Source organism: Salinimicrobium catena, from assembly GCF_900102915.1.
GTDB classification, from domain to species: domain Bacteria; phylum Bacteroidota; class Bacteroidia; order Flavobacteriales; family Flavobacteriaceae; genus Salinimicrobium; species Salinimicrobium catena.
The window spans coordinates 664,876-682,139 of the sequence record NZ_FNGG01000001.1; the positions used below are offsets into that span (position 1 = coordinate 664,876).

At 44.7% G+C, this 17,264-nt stretch carries 20 protein-coding genes; 9 read left to right on the forward strand and 11 right to left on the reverse strand.

Going from position 1 to position 17,264, the window contains the following annotated elements:
* Positions 1 to 10 precede the first annotated feature (10 nt).
* From BLS64_RS03015 to BLS64_RS03025, 4 genes are all read left to right on the forward strand, one after another.
* On the forward strand, positions 11 to 367 hold the full coding sequence (locus tag BLS64_RS03015; RefSeq protein ID WP_093111566.1) for a hypothetical protein: 357 nt from the start codon (positions 11 to 13) through the stop codon (positions 365 to 367).
* Positions 368 to 477: 110 nt separating this feature from the next.
* Complete coding sequence (gene pheS / locus BLS64_RS03020) at positions 478 to 1,497, forward strand: phenylalanine--tRNA ligase subunit alpha (protein WP_093111568.1); 1,020 nt, start codon at positions 478 to 480, stop codon at positions 1,495 to 1,497.
* A complete protein-coding gene (locus BLS64_RS15135; RefSeq protein ID WP_176763411.1) occupies positions 1,494 to 1,661 on the forward strand; it encodes a hypothetical protein in 168 nt (55 codons plus the stop codon). Before pheS ends, BLS64_RS15135 begins: the two co-directional genes overlap by 4 nt.
* On the forward strand, positions 1,662 to 2,057 hold the full coding sequence (locus BLS64_RS03025; protein ID WP_093111570.1) for a hypothetical protein: 396 nt from the start codon (positions 1,662 to 1,664) through the stop codon (positions 2,055 to 2,057).
* Between the two features lie 153 nt (positions 2,058 to 2,210).
* Here BLS64_RS03025 and BLS64_RS03030 read toward each other — a convergent pair whose 3' ends face one another.
* The 7 genes from BLS64_RS03030 to BLS64_RS03060 all read right to left on the reverse strand — a co-directional run bounded on the left by BLS64_RS03030 (position 2,211) and on the right by BLS64_RS03060 (position 7,796).
* Positions 2,211 to 2,522: a DUF1801 domain-containing protein gene (locus BLS64_RS03030; protein ID WP_317039625.1), complete on the reverse strand. Its 312-nt coding sequence runs from the start codon at positions 2,520 to 2,522 to the stop codon at positions 2,211 to 2,213.
* 5 nt (positions 2,523 to 2,527) lie between these two features.
* The gene (locus BLS64_RS03035) at positions 2,528 to 3,523 is read right to left on the reverse strand and encodes an NAD(P)H-dependent glycerol-3-phosphate dehydrogenase (protein ID WP_093111572.1); all 996 of its coding nucleotides are present in this window, start codon (positions 3,521 to 3,523) and stop codon (positions 2,528 to 2,530) included.
* 250 nt (positions 3,524 to 3,773) lie between these two features.
* Complete coding sequence (nadD, locus tag BLS64_RS03040; RefSeq protein WP_093111573.1) at positions 3,774 to 4,358, reverse strand: nicotinate (nicotinamide) nucleotide adenylyltransferase; 585 nt, start codon at positions 4,356 to 4,358, stop codon at positions 3,774 to 3,776.
* Positions 4,355 to 4,945, reverse strand: a complete 591-nt coding sequence (gmk, locus tag BLS64_RS03045) for a guanylate kinase (RefSeq protein ID WP_093111575.1) — start codon at positions 4,943 to 4,945, stop codon at positions 4,355 to 4,357. The genes nadD and gmk overlap by 4 nt, the downstream gene beginning before the upstream one ends.
* Positions 4,945 to 5,802, reverse strand: a complete 858-nt coding sequence (locus tag BLS64_RS03050; protein ID WP_093111577.1) for a YicC/YloC family endoribonuclease — start codon at positions 5,800 to 5,802, stop codon at positions 4,945 to 4,947. The genes gmk and BLS64_RS03050 overlap by 1 nt, the downstream gene beginning before the upstream one ends.
* 96 nt (positions 5,803 to 5,898) lie before the next feature.
* A complete protein-coding gene (locus BLS64_RS03055) occupies positions 5,899 to 6,738 on the reverse strand; it encodes a DUF1206 domain-containing protein (RefSeq protein ID WP_093111579.1) in 840 nt (279 codons plus the stop codon).
* 71 nt (positions 6,739 to 6,809) lie between these two features.
* Positions 6,810 to 7,796, reverse strand: a complete 987-nt coding sequence (locus BLS64_RS03060) for a YheT family hydrolase (protein WP_093111581.1) — start codon at positions 7,794 to 7,796, stop codon at positions 6,810 to 6,812.
* Between the two features lie 83 nt (positions 7,797 to 7,879).
* On the opposite strand from BLS64_RS03060, the gene BLS64_RS03065 reads away from it, so the two are divergent.
* Positions 7,880 to 8,371, forward strand: a complete 492-nt coding sequence (locus BLS64_RS03065; protein ID WP_093111583.1) for an acyl-CoA thioesterase — start codon at positions 7,880 to 7,882, stop codon at positions 8,369 to 8,371.
* On the opposite strand, the gene BLS64_RS03070 is transcribed toward BLS64_RS03065, so the two are convergent.
* The 3 genes from BLS64_RS03070 to BLS64_RS03080 are packed head-to-tail and all read right to left on the reverse strand — an operon-like array spanning position 8,340 to position 10,381.
* Positions 8,340 to 9,254: a DMT family transporter gene (locus BLS64_RS03070; RefSeq protein ID WP_093111585.1), complete on the reverse strand. Its 915-nt coding sequence runs from the start codon at positions 9,252 to 9,254 to the stop codon at positions 8,340 to 8,342. The genes BLS64_RS03065 and BLS64_RS03070 overlap by 32 nt on opposite strands.
* Positions 9,247 to 9,600 carry an arsenate reductase family protein gene (locus tag BLS64_RS03075; RefSeq protein ID WP_093111587.1) on the reverse strand — a complete coding sequence of 118 codons (354 nt, stop codon included), beginning with the start codon at positions 9,598 to 9,600 and terminating at the stop codon, positions 9,247 to 9,249. The genes BLS64_RS03070 and BLS64_RS03075 overlap by 8 nt, the downstream gene beginning before the upstream one ends.
* Before the next feature lie 16 nt (positions 9,601 to 9,616).
* Entirely contained in the window at positions 9,617 to 10,381 is a 765-nt protein-coding gene (locus BLS64_RS03080) for a DUF3298 and DUF4163 domain-containing protein (RefSeq protein ID WP_093111589.1), read from the reverse strand.
* Positions 10,382 to 10,474: 93 nt separating this feature from the next.
* Here BLS64_RS03080 and BLS64_RS03085 point away from each other — a divergent pair, with 93 nt between their 5' ends.
* The gene (locus BLS64_RS03085; RefSeq protein WP_093111591.1) at positions 10,475 to 11,617 is read left to right on the forward strand and encodes a cystathionine gamma-synthase; all 1,143 of its coding nucleotides are present in this window, start codon (positions 10,475 to 10,477) and stop codon (positions 11,615 to 11,617) included.
* Positions 11,618 to 11,669: 52 nt separating this feature from the next.
* Here the strand turns inward: BLS64_RS03085 and BLS64_RS03090 are convergent, their stop codons facing one another.
* Positions 11,670 to 12,446, reverse strand: coding sequence for a THC0290_0291 family protein (locus tag BLS64_RS03090; protein WP_093111593.1), 777 nt, complete (start codon positions 12,444 to 12,446; stop codon positions 11,670 to 11,672).
* 183 nt (positions 12,447 to 12,629) lie between these two features.
* On the opposite strand from BLS64_RS03090, the gene gdhA reads away from it, so the two are divergent.
* The 3 genes from gdhA (at position 12,630) to BLS64_RS03105 (ending at position 17,225) form a co-directional block, all read left to right on the forward strand.
* Positions 12,630 to 13,973 carry an NADP-specific glutamate dehydrogenase gene (gene gdhA, locus BLS64_RS03095; RefSeq protein WP_093112291.1) on the forward strand — a complete coding sequence of 448 codons (1,344 nt, stop codon included), beginning with the start codon at positions 12,630 to 12,632 and terminating at the stop codon, positions 13,971 to 13,973.
* Positions 13,974 to 14,100: 127 nt separating this feature from the next.
* Entirely contained in the window at positions 14,101 to 14,820 is a 720-nt protein-coding gene (gene recO, locus BLS64_RS03100) for a DNA repair protein RecO (protein ID WP_093111595.1), read from the forward strand.
* On the forward strand, positions 14,820 to 17,225 hold the full coding sequence (locus tag BLS64_RS03105) for a TonB-dependent receptor (protein ID WP_093111597.1): 2,406 nt from the start codon (positions 14,820 to 14,822) through the stop codon (positions 17,223 to 17,225). The genes recO and BLS64_RS03105 overlap by 1 nt, the downstream gene beginning before the upstream one ends.
* The last annotated feature ends 39 nt before the right edge of the window (positions 17,226 to 17,264 follow it).

Below are 17,264 nucleotides of genomic sequence, written 5' to 3' on the forward strand. Positions count from 1 at the left end.
TCTTTGCAGCATGTCAAGAGATGAACAATTAAAACAACGCTGGAACCAGGTAGAAGAGAAACTCTCTCGGCAATTTGCCGATGGGGAGAAACTGGAACTGGACGCCATTATATACTTAATAGGCCTGCAGGAACTGGGGCAGGTGCACAGAAGATTCAAGAAAGATCACAAGCTAGACCTCATGCATATAGCGATCTGCAGGTTACTTGAACCTTATGGTTACTATGAATTCGAGTTTTACGACGATGACGGCTGGCCGCATTACAAGATGCTTGAGCAGCTTCCGCAGTTAAAGGCGGGTGAACAGGCAGTGCTCATGAAAGAGGCAATTGTGCAATACTTCTTAGAGAAAGAGTATATTCAGTAACCTGTTTTGCCTTTTTTAGGACGGTTTTTCCCTCTCACAAAACGCGCAGGAGTTGGGGGCAGTAAATCCCGTATTATTTCTTAAATTTGCGCTTCCTAAAGTAAGGGATCATGATAGATAAAATTGAGAACTATATTTCTGAAATTGAAGCCTTCAAGGCAAAATCAAAAGAGGAAGTAGAAGATTTTCGTGTAAAATATTTAGGCAAAAAGGGAATTTTGAACCAGTATTTTGCCGAGTTCAAAAACGTGCCCAATGACCAGAAAAAGGAATTTGGTCAGGCGGTGAACAACCTTAAGACGGCGGCACAGGATAAGGTGCAGCAGTTAAAGGAGCAGATGGAGAGCAAGGAAGAGGAAAAAGGGATCTATGGTGACCTCACCCGGCCTGGGGAACCTGTTGAGATCGGCGCTCGTCATCCTATTTCTATCGTCAAGAACCAGATCATCGAGATCTTTTCCAATATAGGGTTCAATGTGTCTGAAGGTCCCGAAATAGAGGACGACTGGCATAATTTTACGGCCCTTAACCTGCCCGAGTATCACCCGGCGCGTGACATGCAGGATACTTTTTTCATTCAGACCAATCCAGATGTGCTTTTGCGCACGCATACGTCGTCTGTGCAGGTGCGCTATATGGAAGAGAACAAGCCGCCAATTCGTACGATCTCTCCCGGTCGAGTCTTTAGAAATGAGGCGATCTCAGCCCGTTCTCATTGTATCTTCCACCAGGTAGAAGGGCTTTATATCGACAAGGATGTTTCTTTTGCCGATCTAAAACAGACCCTGCTTTATTTTACCAAACAGCTCTTCGGAAAATCAAAGATCAGGCTGCGCCCGTCTTATTTCCCATTCACCGAGCCAAGTGCAGAGGTGGATATTTATTGGGGGCTTGAAACCGAAACCGATTACCGAATTACAAAAGGTACCGGCTGGCTGGAGATCATGGGCTGCGGAATGGTAGACCCAAATGTGCTTCGCAACTGTAACATAGATCCTGCAGAATACTCTGGTTTCGCATTTGGGATGGGGATAGAAAGAATAGCCATGCTGTTGTACCAAATTGGTGATATTCGCATGTTCTATGAAAATGACATGAGATTCCTCGAACAATTCAAATCTTCAATATGAAAACAGCAGGTTTAATTTTCATCGGTATAATCATAGCAGCGATAATTGTGCTTCTGATCGTCATTGAAATAATTGAACTCGCCCTGGGAGCTATTCTGCTGGGGATAGCGGCACTCATTCTTTGGGGCCTTTGGAAGTGGGCCAAAAAAAAGATCAACGATTAAGTGAAGAAAGATATTGAAATACCGGAAGTTGAAAGGGTATATATTGCTGCTGTTCGGGAGAAGCATGAAGAGTTTCAGTCAATGGACTGGAACGCGTATGTGATCAATGACCGTGATGCTGCTGTGGACACCGTTTTGATCGTTACCAGGGGTTATGATGACACGGATACCACCTCAACCATGCGGCATACCATAAAAGAACTTCCGCCGCAATCCTTTGCTAAAGTCGAATTTTTGCAGGATGATGTTCTTAAATTGAACAATGAATTTTCGGTTTCCTTTTTTTCTGAAGGAAAGATGTACCACAAAAAGTATGTTTTCAGGAAGAATACCATCAATGAAAACGCTCTGCAGGAGATCCCTGTAATGGGCAAAAAAGGTGTTCTGCTGAAGTAATTTTCTACCGCTTCACAGATCTTTCATAAGTGGAGATCCATTCCTGCGGAGTCATTTTGGCGGCGAGTTGGCCGATAAGCTGGTAAGGAATATCCTCCATTTTTTTAAACCGAATACAGCTTTTTCCCATGTCCAGTTTTCTTTTTGAGTAATTTAGATATTCATAGGTGAACCATTCCAAGAGTTCAGGACTGGAATAAAGGCCCATATGGTAAAGTAAAGGGCCACATAACTCTTTTGAGAAGCAAGGTTTATGAAAGGTAGCGGCAGTTCGGGGTTCACATGATATCCCTGCGGATATTTTGATAGCGGCACGTGATAGCTCAACATGGCATAGCCCATGCCTTCCTCGAAACCTTCAGGCAGATTTTCCAGCAGTACTTTGCGCAGCTTTGAAATTGCCTCCTTTCTCTCCTGCGGAAGAGAGTTAATGTAAGCTTCAGGATTTTCAGCTGAAGATCGCATGGGTGTTAATCCAGTTTTTCGGCGAGTTTTTTGAAGACCTTCTTAGGTTCTTTGCCTTCATACAAAATGCCGTGCACGGCATTGATGATAGGGGTCTTGGCGCCTGTCTTCTGCACGATTTTGTAGGCGCTGTCTGTGGCGTAGTATCCTTCGGCTACCATGCTCATCTCCATCTGGGCGCTTTTGACCGTGTAGCCTTTACCTATCATGTTCCCGAACATCCTGTTTCGGCTAAAGATGGAATAACCGGTAACCAAAAGGTCTCCCAGGTAAGCCGAATCATTGATATTCCGCTTCATCTTGTGCACCTTCTTGATGAACTTTTTCATCTCCCTGATGGCGTTACTCATCAAGACACTCTGAAAGTTGTCTCCGTAACCGAGTCCGTGGGCGATACCCGCCGCAATGGCATAGATGTTCTTCAGCATGGCGGCATATTCGGTCCCAATGATGTCATCACTGGTCTTGGTGGTAATGTAGTCGCTGCTGAGGTATTTGGCCACGAGTTTTGCTTTCTCCTCATCGGCACAGGCGATGGTGAGATAGGATAGCCGTTCCAGCGCCACCTCTTCGGCGTGGCATGGGCCGGTGATCACCCCAATATTATCATATGGAATATCGTAGGTCTTGTGGAAATGTTCTCCCACGATAAGGCTGCTTTCAGGAACTATACCTTTTATAGCTGAAAAAATGATCTTTCCGTCGAAAGAGGCAGTGAGATTATCCAGCTCGCGTTTCAAAAAGGCTGAAGGAATGGCAAAAATGAGGATATCGGCCTCATTTACGATCTCATTGATGTCGCTGCTTAAGTGCAGCTGATTGATGTCAAATTCAACCGAACTGAGGTAATTAGGATTGTGCTCCTGCTTTTTTATATGTTCAATGGCATACACGCTGCGCATATACCAGCTTACTTCATCAAGATTTTCGCATAACATTTTGACAATAGCCGTTGCCCAGCTACCGCCGCCCAAAACAGCGAATTTTGGAGATGATTCCATAGAGGTTTTTTTATCTGAATCCAAAAATAAGGAAAATAAAGAGGTTGAGAAGTAGCCCGCTACCAAAGATAAAATTAAAAGTTAAAGCGCCTCCTTAAAACTTTAACATTCAAAAAATTATAAAACACGTACGATAGAAAATAAATGTGCGTTATACCTGTAGAAGGATTATTTTTTAGAAGAGTTTAATCTTTTTGGTTGGTTAGTTAGTGAAGAATTGCCTCCGTCATTCAGATCGGGGGCAATTTTTTTATCGATAGAAGTTCATCTCGTCTATGTACTGCCAAACCACCTGCGGCAGTAACGGCCTTACATCTTTACCTTCTTTTATGGCCTGTCTTATAAAAGTGGATGATATCTCTATCCGCGGGGCGTCAATTCGTGTGATCTTAGGGTGATCCTTAAAAACCTCTTCCACGAATCCTTCAGAATACCGGGGGTAGACCACCAGGGAATAGCGTTCTAAAATGACCTCGTAATTTTTCCATTTTGGAAAGCTCTTTAGATTATCTTCTCCCATGATAAGGGAGAATTCATAGTCGGGATATTTTTCTTCCAGGTGGGCCAGAGTAGAGACGGTATAATTAGGTTGCGGAAGGTTGAATTCTATATCACTTGGCTTTAGGCCCGGATAATCTTCGCAGAGCCTCCACACCATTTCAAACCGATGGTGATCGTTCAAAAGGCTGCTTTTCTTTTTCAGCGGATTGTGCGGAGTGACAACGAGCCACACTTCGTCAAGATCTGAATACTGCCACAAATGATTGGCCAGGATGAGGTGCCCAATATGTACCGGGTTAAAAGTGCCAAAAAAGAGCCCGATCTTCTTTCTCACTTTTCAGCTTTTTTATCTGCACCCACAAATTCTGAAACTAAAGAATAGGCTTCTTCAAGTGCTGTATTAAGATCGTTGTTGATGATGATATGATCGAACTGCGGAGCAGTGGCAAGTTCAATGGAAGCTTTCGCGACCCTCATGTTGATCTTGTCGGCAGATTCGGTTTGGCGTTTTTTAAGCCGTATCTTCAGTTCTTCTATGCTGGGTGGCTTTACAAAGACAGCAAGGGTCTTTTCAGGGTAGATATTCTTGATGTCAAGTCCGCCCACCACGTCTATGTCAAAAATGACGTTCTTGCCTTCTGCCCAGATGCGTTCTACTTCACTTTTTAGGGTTCCGTAGAAATTATCGCGGTACACCTCTTCCCATTCCAGGAATTCGTCATTTTTGATCTTCTTCTTGAACTCTTCAAGACTCAGAAAATAGTAATCTTTACCGTGTTTTTCGTTGCCACGGGGTTCACGGGAAGTAGCCGAAATAGAAAAATCTAGCTTTAGTTCTTCCTGCGCCAGCAGGTAACGTACGATTGTTGTTTTTCCCGACCCTGAAGGTGCCGAAAATACGATGAGTTTTCCGTCGGCCATTAGAGTACGTTTAAAAGTTGTTCCTTGATCTTTTCCAGCTCATCTTTCATTTGCACTACCAGTTGCTGCATGGGCGCGTAATTGGATTTGCTCCCGATGGTATTGATCTCGCGACCCATTTCCTGGGAGATGAAAGCAAGTTTTTTCCCGTTCGAGTCGGCAGAATTCAGCGTTTCAAGGAAATAGTTCATGTGGTTTTCCAACCGAACTTTTTCTTCGGTAATGTCAAATTTTTCAATATAGTAGACCAGTTCCTGTTCAAACCGGTTTTCATCGACATTTTCCTTTAGTTCGGCCACGCCTTTGGCAAGACGGTCCCGTACTCCTGCGATCCTTTCAGGATCCATGGCGATCACCTGCTGCAGTAATTCCTGGATGTTCCTGGCGCGCTGCATCAATTCATCCTCGAGAACTTTCCCTTCAGCCGAGCGAAAATCATTGATCTCTTTCAAAGCTTCTTCCACCGCGGCCTGTATCAATCTGAATTCTTCCTCGTCAATTTCCTCTCTTTCGGTCTTCAGGGCATCGGGCATGCGTACAGCCATTTTCAGCAGTTCGGTCTCATCACCATCTACGATCTCCCTGAGCTGCTCAATGTATTTTTTGACCACGGCACGATTTACCGCTGCGGTGGTCTCCTCTCCCGTTATCTCAACATATACTGAAAGATCCACTTTTCCGCGGGTAAGTGATCTGGAGATCAGGTTGCGCAACAGTAATTCCTTTTCCCTGTACTGCGACGGAATGCGTGCGTTTAGGTCAAGGTTTTTGCTGTTAAGGGATTTGATCTCTACGGTGATCTTTTTGGACGGAAGCTGAGAAATGCTCTTCCCAAAGCCGGTCATTGACTGAATCATGCTTTATCTTTAAAGGTTGGGCAAAGATAAGGAAATCTGTTGCAGTGCAGCAAAGTCTGGCATTTCCAATTTTCTTCGGGAAAAGGTTTCAAAATCTTAGTTAAGGGTGGTGTAGTCGGCGTGCCTTGCGACCATAAGGTTAAATATTCCGTAGCCCAGAAGGCCAAGGGCCGTGGCGCCAAGTAAAAAAGAACCATAGGAGAAACTTAGCAGGTACTGCAGGGCACCTTCGGTTCCTTTATAAGCATCGGCATTGTGCTGTAGGATCACCTTGATGAGAAAGAAGGAGATGATCCCGAAAACAGTACCTCTCGCAGCATATCCCATTCTGCCAGAATTCCTGATGACATCATACTCATGTTTAATGTCAGGGTAATTATCGATCTTTTTCATGAATTTACCCGAATAGCCCAGTTTGAACTGCCAAAGCGCCTGTCCCGCGACAATGATGGCCAAAGCCCAGATCACATATTTTCCCCAGTCGGTTGAAAGCAATTCCCAAAGCGCCGCCTTTTGTTCATTAGCTCCTCCCGATGAGGAACCTGGATTTTTATGGCCACCCAGGTCCTTGATAAGCGGCCTGGCAAAAGAGTAGGCAATGAAGCCGTAAAACACAGCCGAATAAAAGTAACGGAACCTTTTAAAACCCTTTTTTGCTTTTTTAGAACTTCCTGGAATACCTGGAAGAAAAAACATTTCGTAAAGGCGCCACAGGGTGTAAGCCAGCAGGCCCAAAGCCACTACCGCCCCCAGTATTTTACCCAAGGGCAAAGAAAGCAGGAATTTTATCACCCCGTCTGTACTGGCAATGTCACCTCCCAGGTCAAAAGCTGCCATAAAGGTGAGCGCTCCTACCAGGGAATAAACAATGCCCTTGGTGAAAAAGCCGGCAGAACGAATCTTAGCTACATGGGCTTCATCAGGGTTCAGGTTCATAAATAATTTTTCCCTAAAAATAAACCTTCTGCAGCAGGAGGCTTTCGAATCTAAGCGTTTTTAACCTCATTTTAATATTTATGATGCTGGACTGTAACTGCTTTTTCCAGAAAGTGGAGCGCTCTTTTTTCATGATAGAATTCCGGCCCCGGCAGGGTGAAGCCAACATGTCCGCCGTGATCGGGAACCTCCAGGTGAAGGAACTCGGATGCTTCTGCAATACCGGTAGGATAAGAGGAATTGCATAAAAAGGAATCGTCCCGGGCATTGATGAGCAGGGTAGGGAGATGGATGTTTTCCAGGAAATGCAGAGAACTGCTTTTCCTGTAGTACTCTTCCGCGTTCTCAAAGCCATGGGCTTTTGAGGTGTAAAGCTCATCGATATCCCTAAGGGAATTACAGGCTTCTACTTCCTTTTTAGTGAGCTGGTCGGGAAACTTCCTGGCCCGGGACAGTAACTGGGACTTTAATTTGAGTTCAAAACGTTTGGAATAAACGAAATTGCGGGGCCGCCCAATTTCTCCCAATGAACCGGCCAGATCACAGGGTACTGAAACAGTGACTGCAGCTTTGATCTCAGTGGGAATTTTTCTGTTTTCACCAAGATATTTCAGCACTACATTGCCGCCAAGACTGAAACCAATAATGCCGATAACTTCATACTTTCGTGTCTTTAAAATATGATTGATCACCTCCTGCAGGTCATCTGTGGCGCCGCCGTGATAGCTTTTGAAATGTCGGTTCAGTTCCTCACTGCAACCCCTGAAATTCATCGCAACGGCATCCCAGTCATTTCGGCTGAAGATCCTGGCCATGCCTTTCATGTAAGGACGATCTGAACTTCCCGCCAAACCATGCAGGATGATCACCAGCTTTTTGTTTTGGGAACCTTCAGCAAAGCTCCAGTCCAGATCGAGAAAATCCCCGTCCTCTAAGGAAATTCTTTCCCGTTCGTATGGCTTCAGCTCTACCTTTCTTAAAGTGGCAGCATAGATGGTATTCACATCGGCTACCTTATAGATTCCTGAAGGTTGGTATGTGGATCTTTCAAGTGGCATTTCAAAAATTTTGGGGAGAAATTTAAAGAATAATGCTATGCATGCATAATAAAAAAATAGTAATTTTATCCCAAAATTTGAATATGTACAAGAAAAGTTTCGAGATAAGATGGAGCGATATTGATGCCAACCGCCATCTGGCAAATACTGCCTATATCAATTTTATGAGTCATACCCGTATGGGATTTTTGATGGAAAATGGTTTTGGACATGCCGAAATGGCTCAGCATAACCTTGGTCCTGTGGTGTTCTATGAGCACATTTACTATTTCAAAGAGGTATTCGCAGGAAAACCTGTGACGGTTACCTTGCAGTTAAGAGGTCTTTCTGAAGACGGTATGTACTTCGAATTCGTGCACGATTTCTACGATCACAAAGGCCGCAATTTTGCGAGCTGTGAAATGATGGGCGCCTGGATAGACCTAAAGGAGCGAAAACTCACCGGACTTCCTGCCGAACTTTTCGCAAAACTGGATGGCCTGGAACATACTTCAGATTTTAGGGTGCTGACCAAAGAAGATACCCGTAAATTCGGAAAAAAACCTAAGGAAGATCGCCCGGTTTCAGATCTTTAGGCCTGGGTTTCCGCGTTACCATATAAACACCAGCAAAGACCAGCAAGGCCGCAGATATCTTAACCGGGTTAAGACTGTCTGCTCCGGTGGCCACGGCATAAAAGATGGCGATAAGCGGTTGCAGGTAAATAAATGCGCTTATGGTTGCTGCGCTTAGCTCTTTAAGGGCAAAAACGTTGAGCAGGTAAGTCAAAAAGGTGGTACCCACAACCACAAACCCCATTCTTAAAACGGCATGTGCAGGCAGAGCTTGCCATTTCACTTCCATAAATTCAGAAATGGTGATTGGTAAATTGATGATCACCGCGAAAAGAAACAGCCATTTCATCAAGGTGAAAGAGTGGTATTTCGCGGTAAGCGGTTTCACCAGGATGAGGTACAATCCGTAGGAAAGAGCATTGACAATCACAAAGAAATTTCCAAGAGGAATGTTGGGAGCATTAGCTATAGACTCTTTGCTGAAGAAGACCAGCGCCAGCGCTCCTGCAAGACCGGTAACTATGCCCGCAGTCTTAAGCCAGGTGACCCTTTCCCCGATCAATACTGCTGCCAGGATAAGCACCAGGATAGGAGAAATGGTGATGATCACCGAACTGTTGATGGGAGTAGTAAGGCTTAGCCCTTTGAAAAAAAGCAGCATGTTGATCACCATTCCAAAAATGGTACAACCAAGGATCCTGGGCCAGTCGCTGGTGGCGATCTTCTCTTTGGGACCCCAAAAGCTGATGAGCCAGAACAAGATGGCCGCACCCAATACCCTCAACAGGATAAAACCGAATGGTTCAATGTAAACGGGCATCAGGCCTTTGGCAACTGTATGATTGATCCCGTAGATGGTGCTGGCTCCGGTTGCCGCGAAGATCGCCAGCAACCTTTTATTCATGAAGTGATTTTTTGGCGGCTTCTACAGTGCTTTTGGAATTCCCGATGAAAATGTCATTTTCATTCACGATCACCGGCCGCTTTAAAAACGTATAATGTTCCAGCAGCAGGTTCTTGTAATCGTCTTTGGTAAGTTCCTTATTTTTCAGATCCCGCTCCTTGTAAAGCCTCGCCCTCTTATTGAACAGCTTTTCATAACTGCCCGAAAGCTTTTTAAGGTCGTCCAGCTGCTCTTCGGTTAGCGGTTCTTTTTTTATATCCTGTAATGTGTAAGAATCCGGCGCGTCAATTTCCTTTAGAATTCTTTTGCAGGTATCGCAGGTAGAGAGATAGTAGATTTTTTTCATTTCTTTTTTTGCAAAACTATTGATTCTTGAGAAATGGCCTAACCTCTTCTATGGGTATTTCCATGTAGATATCTCCATCGGCGTAAGGAGCGATCTCATATGAGTTGTAGATGAGGATTACTTTCTCATCTGTGAAACCGATGTTTGCCGGTAAATGAAAAGCTTCATTCTCGAACCAGAAGCCGGTACTGTTGATGTTGTCTTCTGCAGGAATCTCATGTTCCTTACGGAAGCGCTGTTCAGCGTATTTTTTGAATTCGGGGGTGAAAATATCTTTCCAGGAAAGCTGTTCTCCCGTTTGAGGGTCAAAATTCAGAAATGAAAGATTCTTATATCCGTGAGCCCCGCCGCTAAAGATCTCGGTGGTGACGCCAATGCAAAGCAGTTGTTCGTCCTGCCTATAAATGCTTTGGTTAAGATAAGCCTCCCACGGCGGTTCACTGCTGAAGCTTTGCAATGCTTTTTTGTAATCGCTGATAAAGCTTTCGGTTAGCTCCTCTAAAGTGTTGATCTTCGGATCTTCTTCGGAAGAGATCGTAGAGATCACATGATCTTTGAGAGCGTTATTGATCTTTTCGGAAACTCCTTGAGGGCCTTTCGCTTTCAGAACCTCGAGCGAAATGATGCTGCAGTCATATTCCGCAGTGTCACAATTCTCACCCGCTTTTTTTACAAAAGTTTGCTTTTCAAAGCGCAGTGGAATTTCTGTTGATTTTTTTTCGTCCTGGCAGGCCGAGAAGAGAAGGACGATCAATAAGATCTGAAGGATTCTCAGGGTCATGAAATTGGTTTGTTAAACTGCTCTGAAAGGTAAGGGCTATTTTGAGAATGCCCAAAGCATATGCTACATTTGTCTCTTATAATCGTGGAAAATATGAAATTCAATACTAAGGCTATTCACGGCGGACAGGAGAACACCGATCCGGCTTATGGTTCGGTGATGCCGCCTATATATCAAACCAGTACCTATAAGCAGAGCACCCCGGGCGGGCACAAAGGATTCGAATATTCCCGAAGCGGCAACCCGACCCGTGCTGCCCTGGAGAAAGCTGTTGCCAGCATTGAAAACGGAAGTTTCGGGCTGGCTTTCGGTTCCGGTCTTGCAGCGATAGACGCGGTGATGAAAATGTTCAAACCGGGAGATGAGATCATTTCTACCAATGATCTTTATGGAGGTTCTTACCGACTTTTTACAAAGATCTTCCAGAACCTGGGCATTAAATTCCATTTTGTGGGCATGAACGATGCCGCGAATATTGAAGATTTTATCAATGAAAAAACAAGGTTGGTTTGGGTGGAGACGCCAACCAATCCAACAATGAAGATCATTGACATTGAAGAGGTCTCTAAAATTGCGAAAAAGCATGACCTGCTGCTGGCGGTTGACAATACTTTTGCCACTCCTTATTTGCAGCAGCCTTTGGAACTTGGTGCCGATATAGTGATGCACAGTGCCACCAAGTATCTTGGCGGACACAGTGATGTGGTGATGGGCTGCCTGGTGGTGAAAGAGGAAGAGCTGGCTAAAAAGCTGCGTTTCATCCAGAATGCCAGCGGCGCGGTTTGCGGACCTATGGACAGCTTTCTAGTGTTGAGAGGGATCAAGACCCTGCACATAAGGATGCAAAGGCACTGTGAGAATGGAGCAGCGGTAGCAGGCTTCCTTAAGGATCACCCAAAAGTAGATAAGGTTTACTGGCCGGGGTTTGAAGACCATCCCAATCACGAGATCGCCAAAGTGCAGATGAAAGATTTTGGGGGAATGATCTCCTTTACCACTAAGGAAGGTTCTTTGGAGAGCGCTGTGAAGATCGTTGAAAACCTCAAGATCTTTACTCTCGCCGAATCTTTGGGAGGAGTAGAATCTCTCGCCGGGCACCCGGCAAGTATGACCCACGCTTCCATTCCAAAGGAGGAAAGAGCAAAGACAGGGATAGTGGATTCCCTAATCCGTCTGAGCGTTGGAATTGAGGACGAAGAAGACCTTATTAATGACCTAAAGCAGGCACTGAAATAAAATCCTGTAAAAATTTAAAACTGGCCGTTCAATTTTTGTGTGGCCTTTTTTGTTAAAAGTTGAGGTAGTAGATATACCCGAAATTAAGCCAGAACATCATGTCGTTGAATTTGTTCTGCGGATTGTCATGATCCAGCCCGTCAATCCAATCGGTGTTGTAATACCGCCATTGCAGGTTTACCACCAGATCGCTAAAAGGAGCGACCTTATAACGGGTGCCGATCCCCAGAACTATGGACCATGTAGAACCGGCCTCCTGACTCACTCCACCCTGGAAGGTATGAAAAAGATAATCTTCTAAAGGTTCGCCTAACTCAGAATAGGTATATGGATCATATTCAACAAAATTGAACCCAAGGCTGGCAAAAGGGGAAATGGGATAGGCGTAAGCGGTATAATCCCTTATGCTGAAAGGGTAGTATTCCAGGTGCGCACCCATTTCAAATACTTTTGTTGATCCTATCATATTCCGTAAAAGTCCATTGGGACCCTCATTTCTGGCTATAGGTCCAAAATGGTTAAGCTCTCCCCAGTGGTAATCCACTTCTGCGCGAATCCTGAAGTGGTCATTAAAATACGTATCGCGGGTGTAGCAGTTACAATCTGCCCGGTAAGCGAAATTAATGTAATAGACCAGCCCCACTCCAATTCCGGTGTTGGAGGTGTTGGTCTCCATGTTGTAGCGCAGGCCGTAGTCGGTGTAATAAGCCACGGGTCCTGCCACGATCCCGATTTCCTGTCCCAGCAAACCTTTTTGTGCAAGAGCGCTCTCTTTTCCGAAGAAAAAAAGAAGCATTACTATGCAAAGGGTTCTGGTTAGGTTGGTCATAAGAAAAACGGTCTTAAACAAATATATAAATTTATAACCCAAGATTGTCCGAATTATTACCCCTTCAGGAATACCTTAAAATAAAAAGGAATATAAAAATTTTAAGACCTTTCTTTTAGAGAAACCGTATATTTGCCGGTAATTAAAAAAACGTTTTCGTTAAAACAAAATTTAGCCAAAACCATGGAAAAAAATGTACAAGAATTCCTGGATAGCGTTTCTAAAAGAAACAGTAATGAACCCGAATTTCTACAAGCGGTTCATGAAGTAGCAGAAACTGTAATTCCTTTCATTGAAAAAAATAAAAAATACCAGAACAAAAAATTGCTTGAGCGCATGGTTGAGCCTGAAAGGGTGATCATGTTTCGTGTACCCTGGGTAGATGACAATGGTGAAGTTCAGGTGAACCGCGGGTTCCGGATTCAGATGAACTCGGCTATTGGACCTTATAAAGGTGGTCTTCGCTTTCATCCTTCTGTAAACCTGTCTATCCTGAAATTCCTTGCTTTTGAGCAGGTGTTCAAGAACAGTTTAACCACTTTGCCTATGGGCGGTGGTAAAGGAGGATCTGATTTTGACCCTAAAGGCAAGTCAGATAACGAAGTGATGAAATTCTGCCAAAGCTTTATGACCGAACTTCAGCGTCACATTGGAGCCAATACTGATGTACCTGCAGGGGATATTGGAGTAGGTGGTCGTGAGATCGGTTACCTTTACGGGCAGTACAAAAGACTTAGAAATGAGTTCACGGGAGTGCTTACCGGAAAAGGGCTTTCCTACGGTGGATCACTTATTCGTCCTGAAGCTACCGGTTATGGAAACGTATACTTCGCCGAGAACATGCTAAAGACCAAAGGAGACAGCATTAAAGGTAAGACCGTAGTGGTTTCAGGTTCAGGGAACGTGGCTCAGTACGCTACCGAAAAAGCCACTCAGCTTGGAGGTAAAGTGGTAACCATGTCTGACTCCTCAGGATACATCCTTGATGAAGAAGGGATCTATGCCGAAAAACTTGCCTTTGTGATGGAGCTTAAAAACGAGAGAAGAGGCAGGATCAAAGAGTACGTGGAGAAATACCCTAACGCCAAATATTTCGAGGGAGAAACCCCATGGAATGTAAAGTGTGATATCGCTTTGCCATGTGCCACTCAAAACGAGCTGCACGAAAAAGACGCTAAAGCTTTGGTTGATAACGGCTGTATCTGTGTAGGTGAAGGTGCCAACATGCCTTGTACTCCAGAAGCTATTGCCGTATTCCAGAACGCGAAGATCCTTTTCTCTCCGGGGAAAGCTTCTAACGCCGGAGGGGTAGCAACTTCTGGTCTTGAGATGTCTCAAAACTCTTTGAGGTTCAACTGGACGTCAGAAGAGGTAGATACCAAGCTAAAGCAGATCATGAACGACATTCACGCGCAGTGTGTGCAGTTCGGAACTGAAGAAGGCGGGTACGTTGACTATGTAAAAGGTGCGAACATTGCCGGTTTCGTAAAAGTAGCCGATGCTATGCTGGCCCAGGGAGTAGTTTAGGACTTCAAATAATAACTTCCTTCTGAAAAAGCCGCTTTTTGCGGCTTTTTCTTTTTTAAAGAGGAATTTCAAATATTGTATTTTTGGGAATCTGAATTCTTCAATAAATGATTCAGGCGGGCAAAACATGTTGATCACCACTAAAGCCATAGTATTTAGCGCACTCAAATATGGGGAGGCCGATCTTATTGTGAAATGTTTCACCGAAAAGAGCGGATTAAAGACCTATCTGCTTCGGGGGGTGCTGAAATCCAAAAAGGGGAAGTTGAAAGCCTCTCTTTTTCAGCCTTTGACGCAGTTAGAGATCGTTGCCCAGCACAAGGATAAGGGCAGTCTGGAATACATCAGGGAAGCTAAGCTGCTTGTGCCTTATGAAAGCCTGCACACCAACATCCTGAAATCTGCCGTGGTGATGTTCCTTTCTGAAGTGCTTCGGAATGCTATCAAAGAGGAAGAGGCGAATTTTCCGCTTTTTACCTTTCTTGAAATGTCTCTGTTGTGGTTCGATCAAAATGAAAAAACTGCGAATTTTCATTTGTGGTTTATGTTGGAGCTAACCCGCTTTCTTGGTTTTTATCCCGATGATTCTCAAAGAGATGGGGAGGTTTTTAACCTGGAAGATGGTAGCTTTGAGTATGCGGAGACCAACAACAGCTGCATTTCTGACGAAAATGTTTTTCAATTGAAGCAGTTCTTAGGCACAAACTTTGATGAAATTTCGCACATTAAAATGAACCAGGTCACCCGTTCCCGGTTTTTATTGATGTTGCTGAATTATTATGAAATTCACCTGCACGGCTTTCATAAGCCAAAGTCCTTAGGGGTGCTCAATGAAATTTACAGTTAATGAGATTGAAAATTACCTTTATCCTGTTATTCCTCACTACTACTATAGCCTGGTCGCAGGAGATCACCGTATTAGATTCAGAATCAGGCGACCCTATCTTTAATGTCGCCATTTTTAACAGGGACAAGACTAAAAGTACTCTTACTAATTTCGACGGTAAGGCCAATATTTCGGCATTTTCTGAAGGAGAGATCCTATTTTTCAGACATGTAAGTCACAGAGAATTCCATGCTACCAAGAAGCAATTGAAGCTTAAAAAAAACCTTGTGTTGCTTGAGCCACAGGATCTCACCCTTGATGAGGTGGTGCTTTCAGTAGCCGGTTTCGAACAGAAGAAAAAAGATCTGGTGCAGAAAGTGGTCACCCTGAACCAAAAAGATATTATCACATCCAGCCCCCAAACCGCTGCCGATCTTATGGAAAAGTCGGGACAGGTATATGTGCAGAAAAGTCAGTTGGGGGGTGGAAGCCCAATGATTCGAGGTTTTGCTACTAACCGGTTATTGATCACCGTAGACGGGGTGCGAATGAATACCGCTATTTTTAGAGGTGGAAATGTACAGAACATTATTTCCATTGATCCCCTGGCGATTGAAAAGACCGAAATAATCATTGGACCGGGTTCTGTTGTTTACGGAAGTGATGCTATTGGTGGGGTCATGAATTTCTATACTCTCAATCCCGCATATTCTCTGAAAAAAGACGGTTCGCTTTCCGGAAAGGCTTATGGGCGCTACGCGACGGCCAACGAAGAAAAGACCGGTCATTTTGATGTGGCTTACGGCAAGGAAGACTGGGCGCTGCTCACCAGTCTCAGCTATTCAGATTTTGGGGACATGAAAATGGGAAGCCATGGGCCGGAGGAATATTTGCGGCCGGAATATGTAGTTCGCAGGGATGGGCAGGATGTTGTAGTTGAGAACGATGATCCAAAGGTGCAGGTGCCAACAGGTTATGATCAGGTGAATTTTCTGCAGAAAGTGAGATACAGACCTACCCAGGACTGGGACCTGAATCTGGGGGTGATCTATACCACGACCTCAGATTATCCCCGCTATGACAGGTTGTACAGAAAGAGGGACGGGCAGTTACGTGCCGGGGAGTGGTATTATGGGCCGCAGCGATGGCTACAGACCAATTTTCAGGTGAACAAACTGGGTGACGGAAGTTTTTATGATGAAGCGAAACTTACGGCGGCCTATCAGTTTTTTGAAGAAGGAAGAAATGACCGGGATTTTGGAAAAGAAACGTTGTTCGAGACCGATGAACATGTAGATGCCTGGTCGGCCAATCTCGACTTTAAAAAAGAGCTCTTCGGAAGTAAGTTCCACTACGGACTGGAATATGTGCTGAACGAAGTGAATTCTGAAGGAAAAGAGACCAATGTGGTAAACGGCAGCAGTGTTTCAGGTTCCTCGCGCTATCCTGATGATAGCCGATGGCAATCTATGGCTGCGTATGGAAGTTTATTCTGGAAATTGTCTCCCGATCTTTCCTTAAACACCGGTGCCAGGTACAACCACGTGCTCCTGAATGCGACTTTTGACGAAGATGTTTATGACTTTCCCTTTTCAGACGCCGATATCAATACCGGAGCCCTTACCGGGAGTGCAGGTTTGAATTGGCAGCAAAATAAAGTCATTGGATGGCAGCTCAATTTATCTACAGCTTTTAGAGCACCGAATATTGACGATGTTGGGAAGATCTTTGATTCGGCACCCGGAATGGTAGTGGTGCCAAACCCCGATCTTAAACCAGAAACCGCTTATAACGCCGAGTTGGGAACCCGTCTGAATTTTTCTAAGGTAGTGCAACTGGAAGTGGCGGGATATTACACTTATCTTGACGATGCCATGGTGCGCCGGGATTACAGCCTTGATGGCGAGACCGTGATCGACTATCATGGGGAACCCAGCAGGGTACAGGCTATCCAGAACGCAGCTCACGCCCGCGTGTATGGAATAGAAGCCGGCACTAAGGTCAAATTTTCAGAAAAGTTGAAATTCACCTCCCAGATAAGCCTTACCGAGGGAGAGGAGGAACAGGATGACGGCAGCACTGCTCCGTTAAGGCATGCCGCACCATTTTTCGGGAGAGCGCATTTGGTTTGGGAAAATGAGAAGTTAAGACTGGATCTTTTTACCGTTTACAATGGCGAAATAGCGTATGAAGATCTTGCGCCGAGTGAGCAGGATAAGGGTTATCTGTATGCGGTTGATGAGAACGGAAATCCTTACTCTCCGGAGTGGTATACGCTGAATTTTACCACTCAATACCAGCTTGGTGATGACTGGCTGGCAACGGCTTCCATTGAAAATATTACAGATCAGCGTTACCGTACCTATTCTTCGGGAATCGCAGCGGCAGGCAGAAATCTGATCGTGGCGTTGCAGTATTCTTTTTAAAGAGGGAAAAACAGCTGGTTCGTTTTCAGAGGATTATAT

Coding starts and splice junctions, on each gene's coding strand:
- BLS64_RS03015 (WP_093111566.1), top strand. CDS start 11: ATGTCAAGAGATGAACAATTAAAACAACGCTGGAACCAGGTAGAAGAG.
- pheS (WP_093111568.1), top strand. CDS start 478: ATGATAGATAAAATTGAGAACTATATTTCTGAAATTGAAGCCTTCAAG.
- BLS64_RS15135 (WP_176763411.1), top strand. CDS start 1,494: ATGAAAACAGCAGGTTTAATTTTCATCGGTATAATCATAGCAGCGATA.
- BLS64_RS03030 (WP_317039625.1), bottom strand. CDS start 2,522: ATGCGATCTTCAGCTGAAAATCCTGAAGCTTACATTAACTCTCTTCCG.
- BLS64_RS03035 (WP_093111572.1), bottom strand. CDS start 3,523: ATGGAATCATCTCCAAAATTCGCTGTTTTGGGCGGCGGTAGCTGGGCA.
- gmk (WP_093111575.1), bottom strand. CDS start 4,945: ATGGCCGACGGAAAACTCATCGTATTTTCGGCACCTTCAGGGTCGGGA.
- BLS64_RS03050 (WP_093111577.1), bottom strand. CDS start 5,802: ATGATTCAGTCAATGACCGGCTTTGGGAAGAGCATTTCTCAGCTTCCG.
- BLS64_RS03055 (WP_093111579.1), bottom strand. CDS start 6,738: ATGAACCTGAACCCTGATGAAGCCCATGTAGCTAAGATTCGTTCTGCC.
- BLS64_RS03060 (WP_093111581.1), bottom strand. CDS start 7,796: ATGCCACTTGAAAGATCCACATACCAACCTTCAGGAATCTATAAGGTA.
- BLS64_RS03065 (WP_093111583.1), top strand. CDS start 7,880: ATGTACAAGAAAAGTTTCGAGATAAGATGGAGCGATATTGATGCCAAC.
- BLS64_RS03070 (WP_093111585.1), bottom strand. CDS start 9,254: ATGAATAAAAGGTTGCTGGCGATCTTCGCGGCAACCGGAGCCAGCACC.
- BLS64_RS03075 (WP_093111587.1), bottom strand. CDS start 9,600: ATGAAAAAAATCTACTATCTCTCTACCTGCGATACCTGCAAAAGAATT.
- BLS64_RS03080 (WP_093111589.1), bottom strand. CDS start 10,381: ATGACCCTGAGAATCCTTCAGATCTTATTGATCGTCCTTCTCTTCTCG.
- BLS64_RS03085 (WP_093111591.1), top strand. CDS start 10,475: ATGAAATTCAATACTAAGGCTATTCACGGCGGACAGGAGAACACCGAT.
- BLS64_RS03090 (WP_093111593.1), bottom strand. CDS start 12,446: ATGACCAACCTAACCAGAACCCTTTGCATAGTAATGCTTCTTTTTTTC.
- gdhA (WP_093112291.1), top strand. CDS start 12,630: ATGGAAAAAAATGTACAAGAATTCCTGGATAGCGTTTCTAAAAGAAAC.
- recO (WP_093111595.1), top strand. CDS start 14,101: ATGTTGATCACCACTAAAGCCATAGTATTTAGCGCACTCAAATATGGG.
- BLS64_RS03105 (WP_093111597.1), top strand. CDS start 14,820: ATGAGATTGAAAATTACCTTTATCCTGTTATTCCTCACTACTACTATA.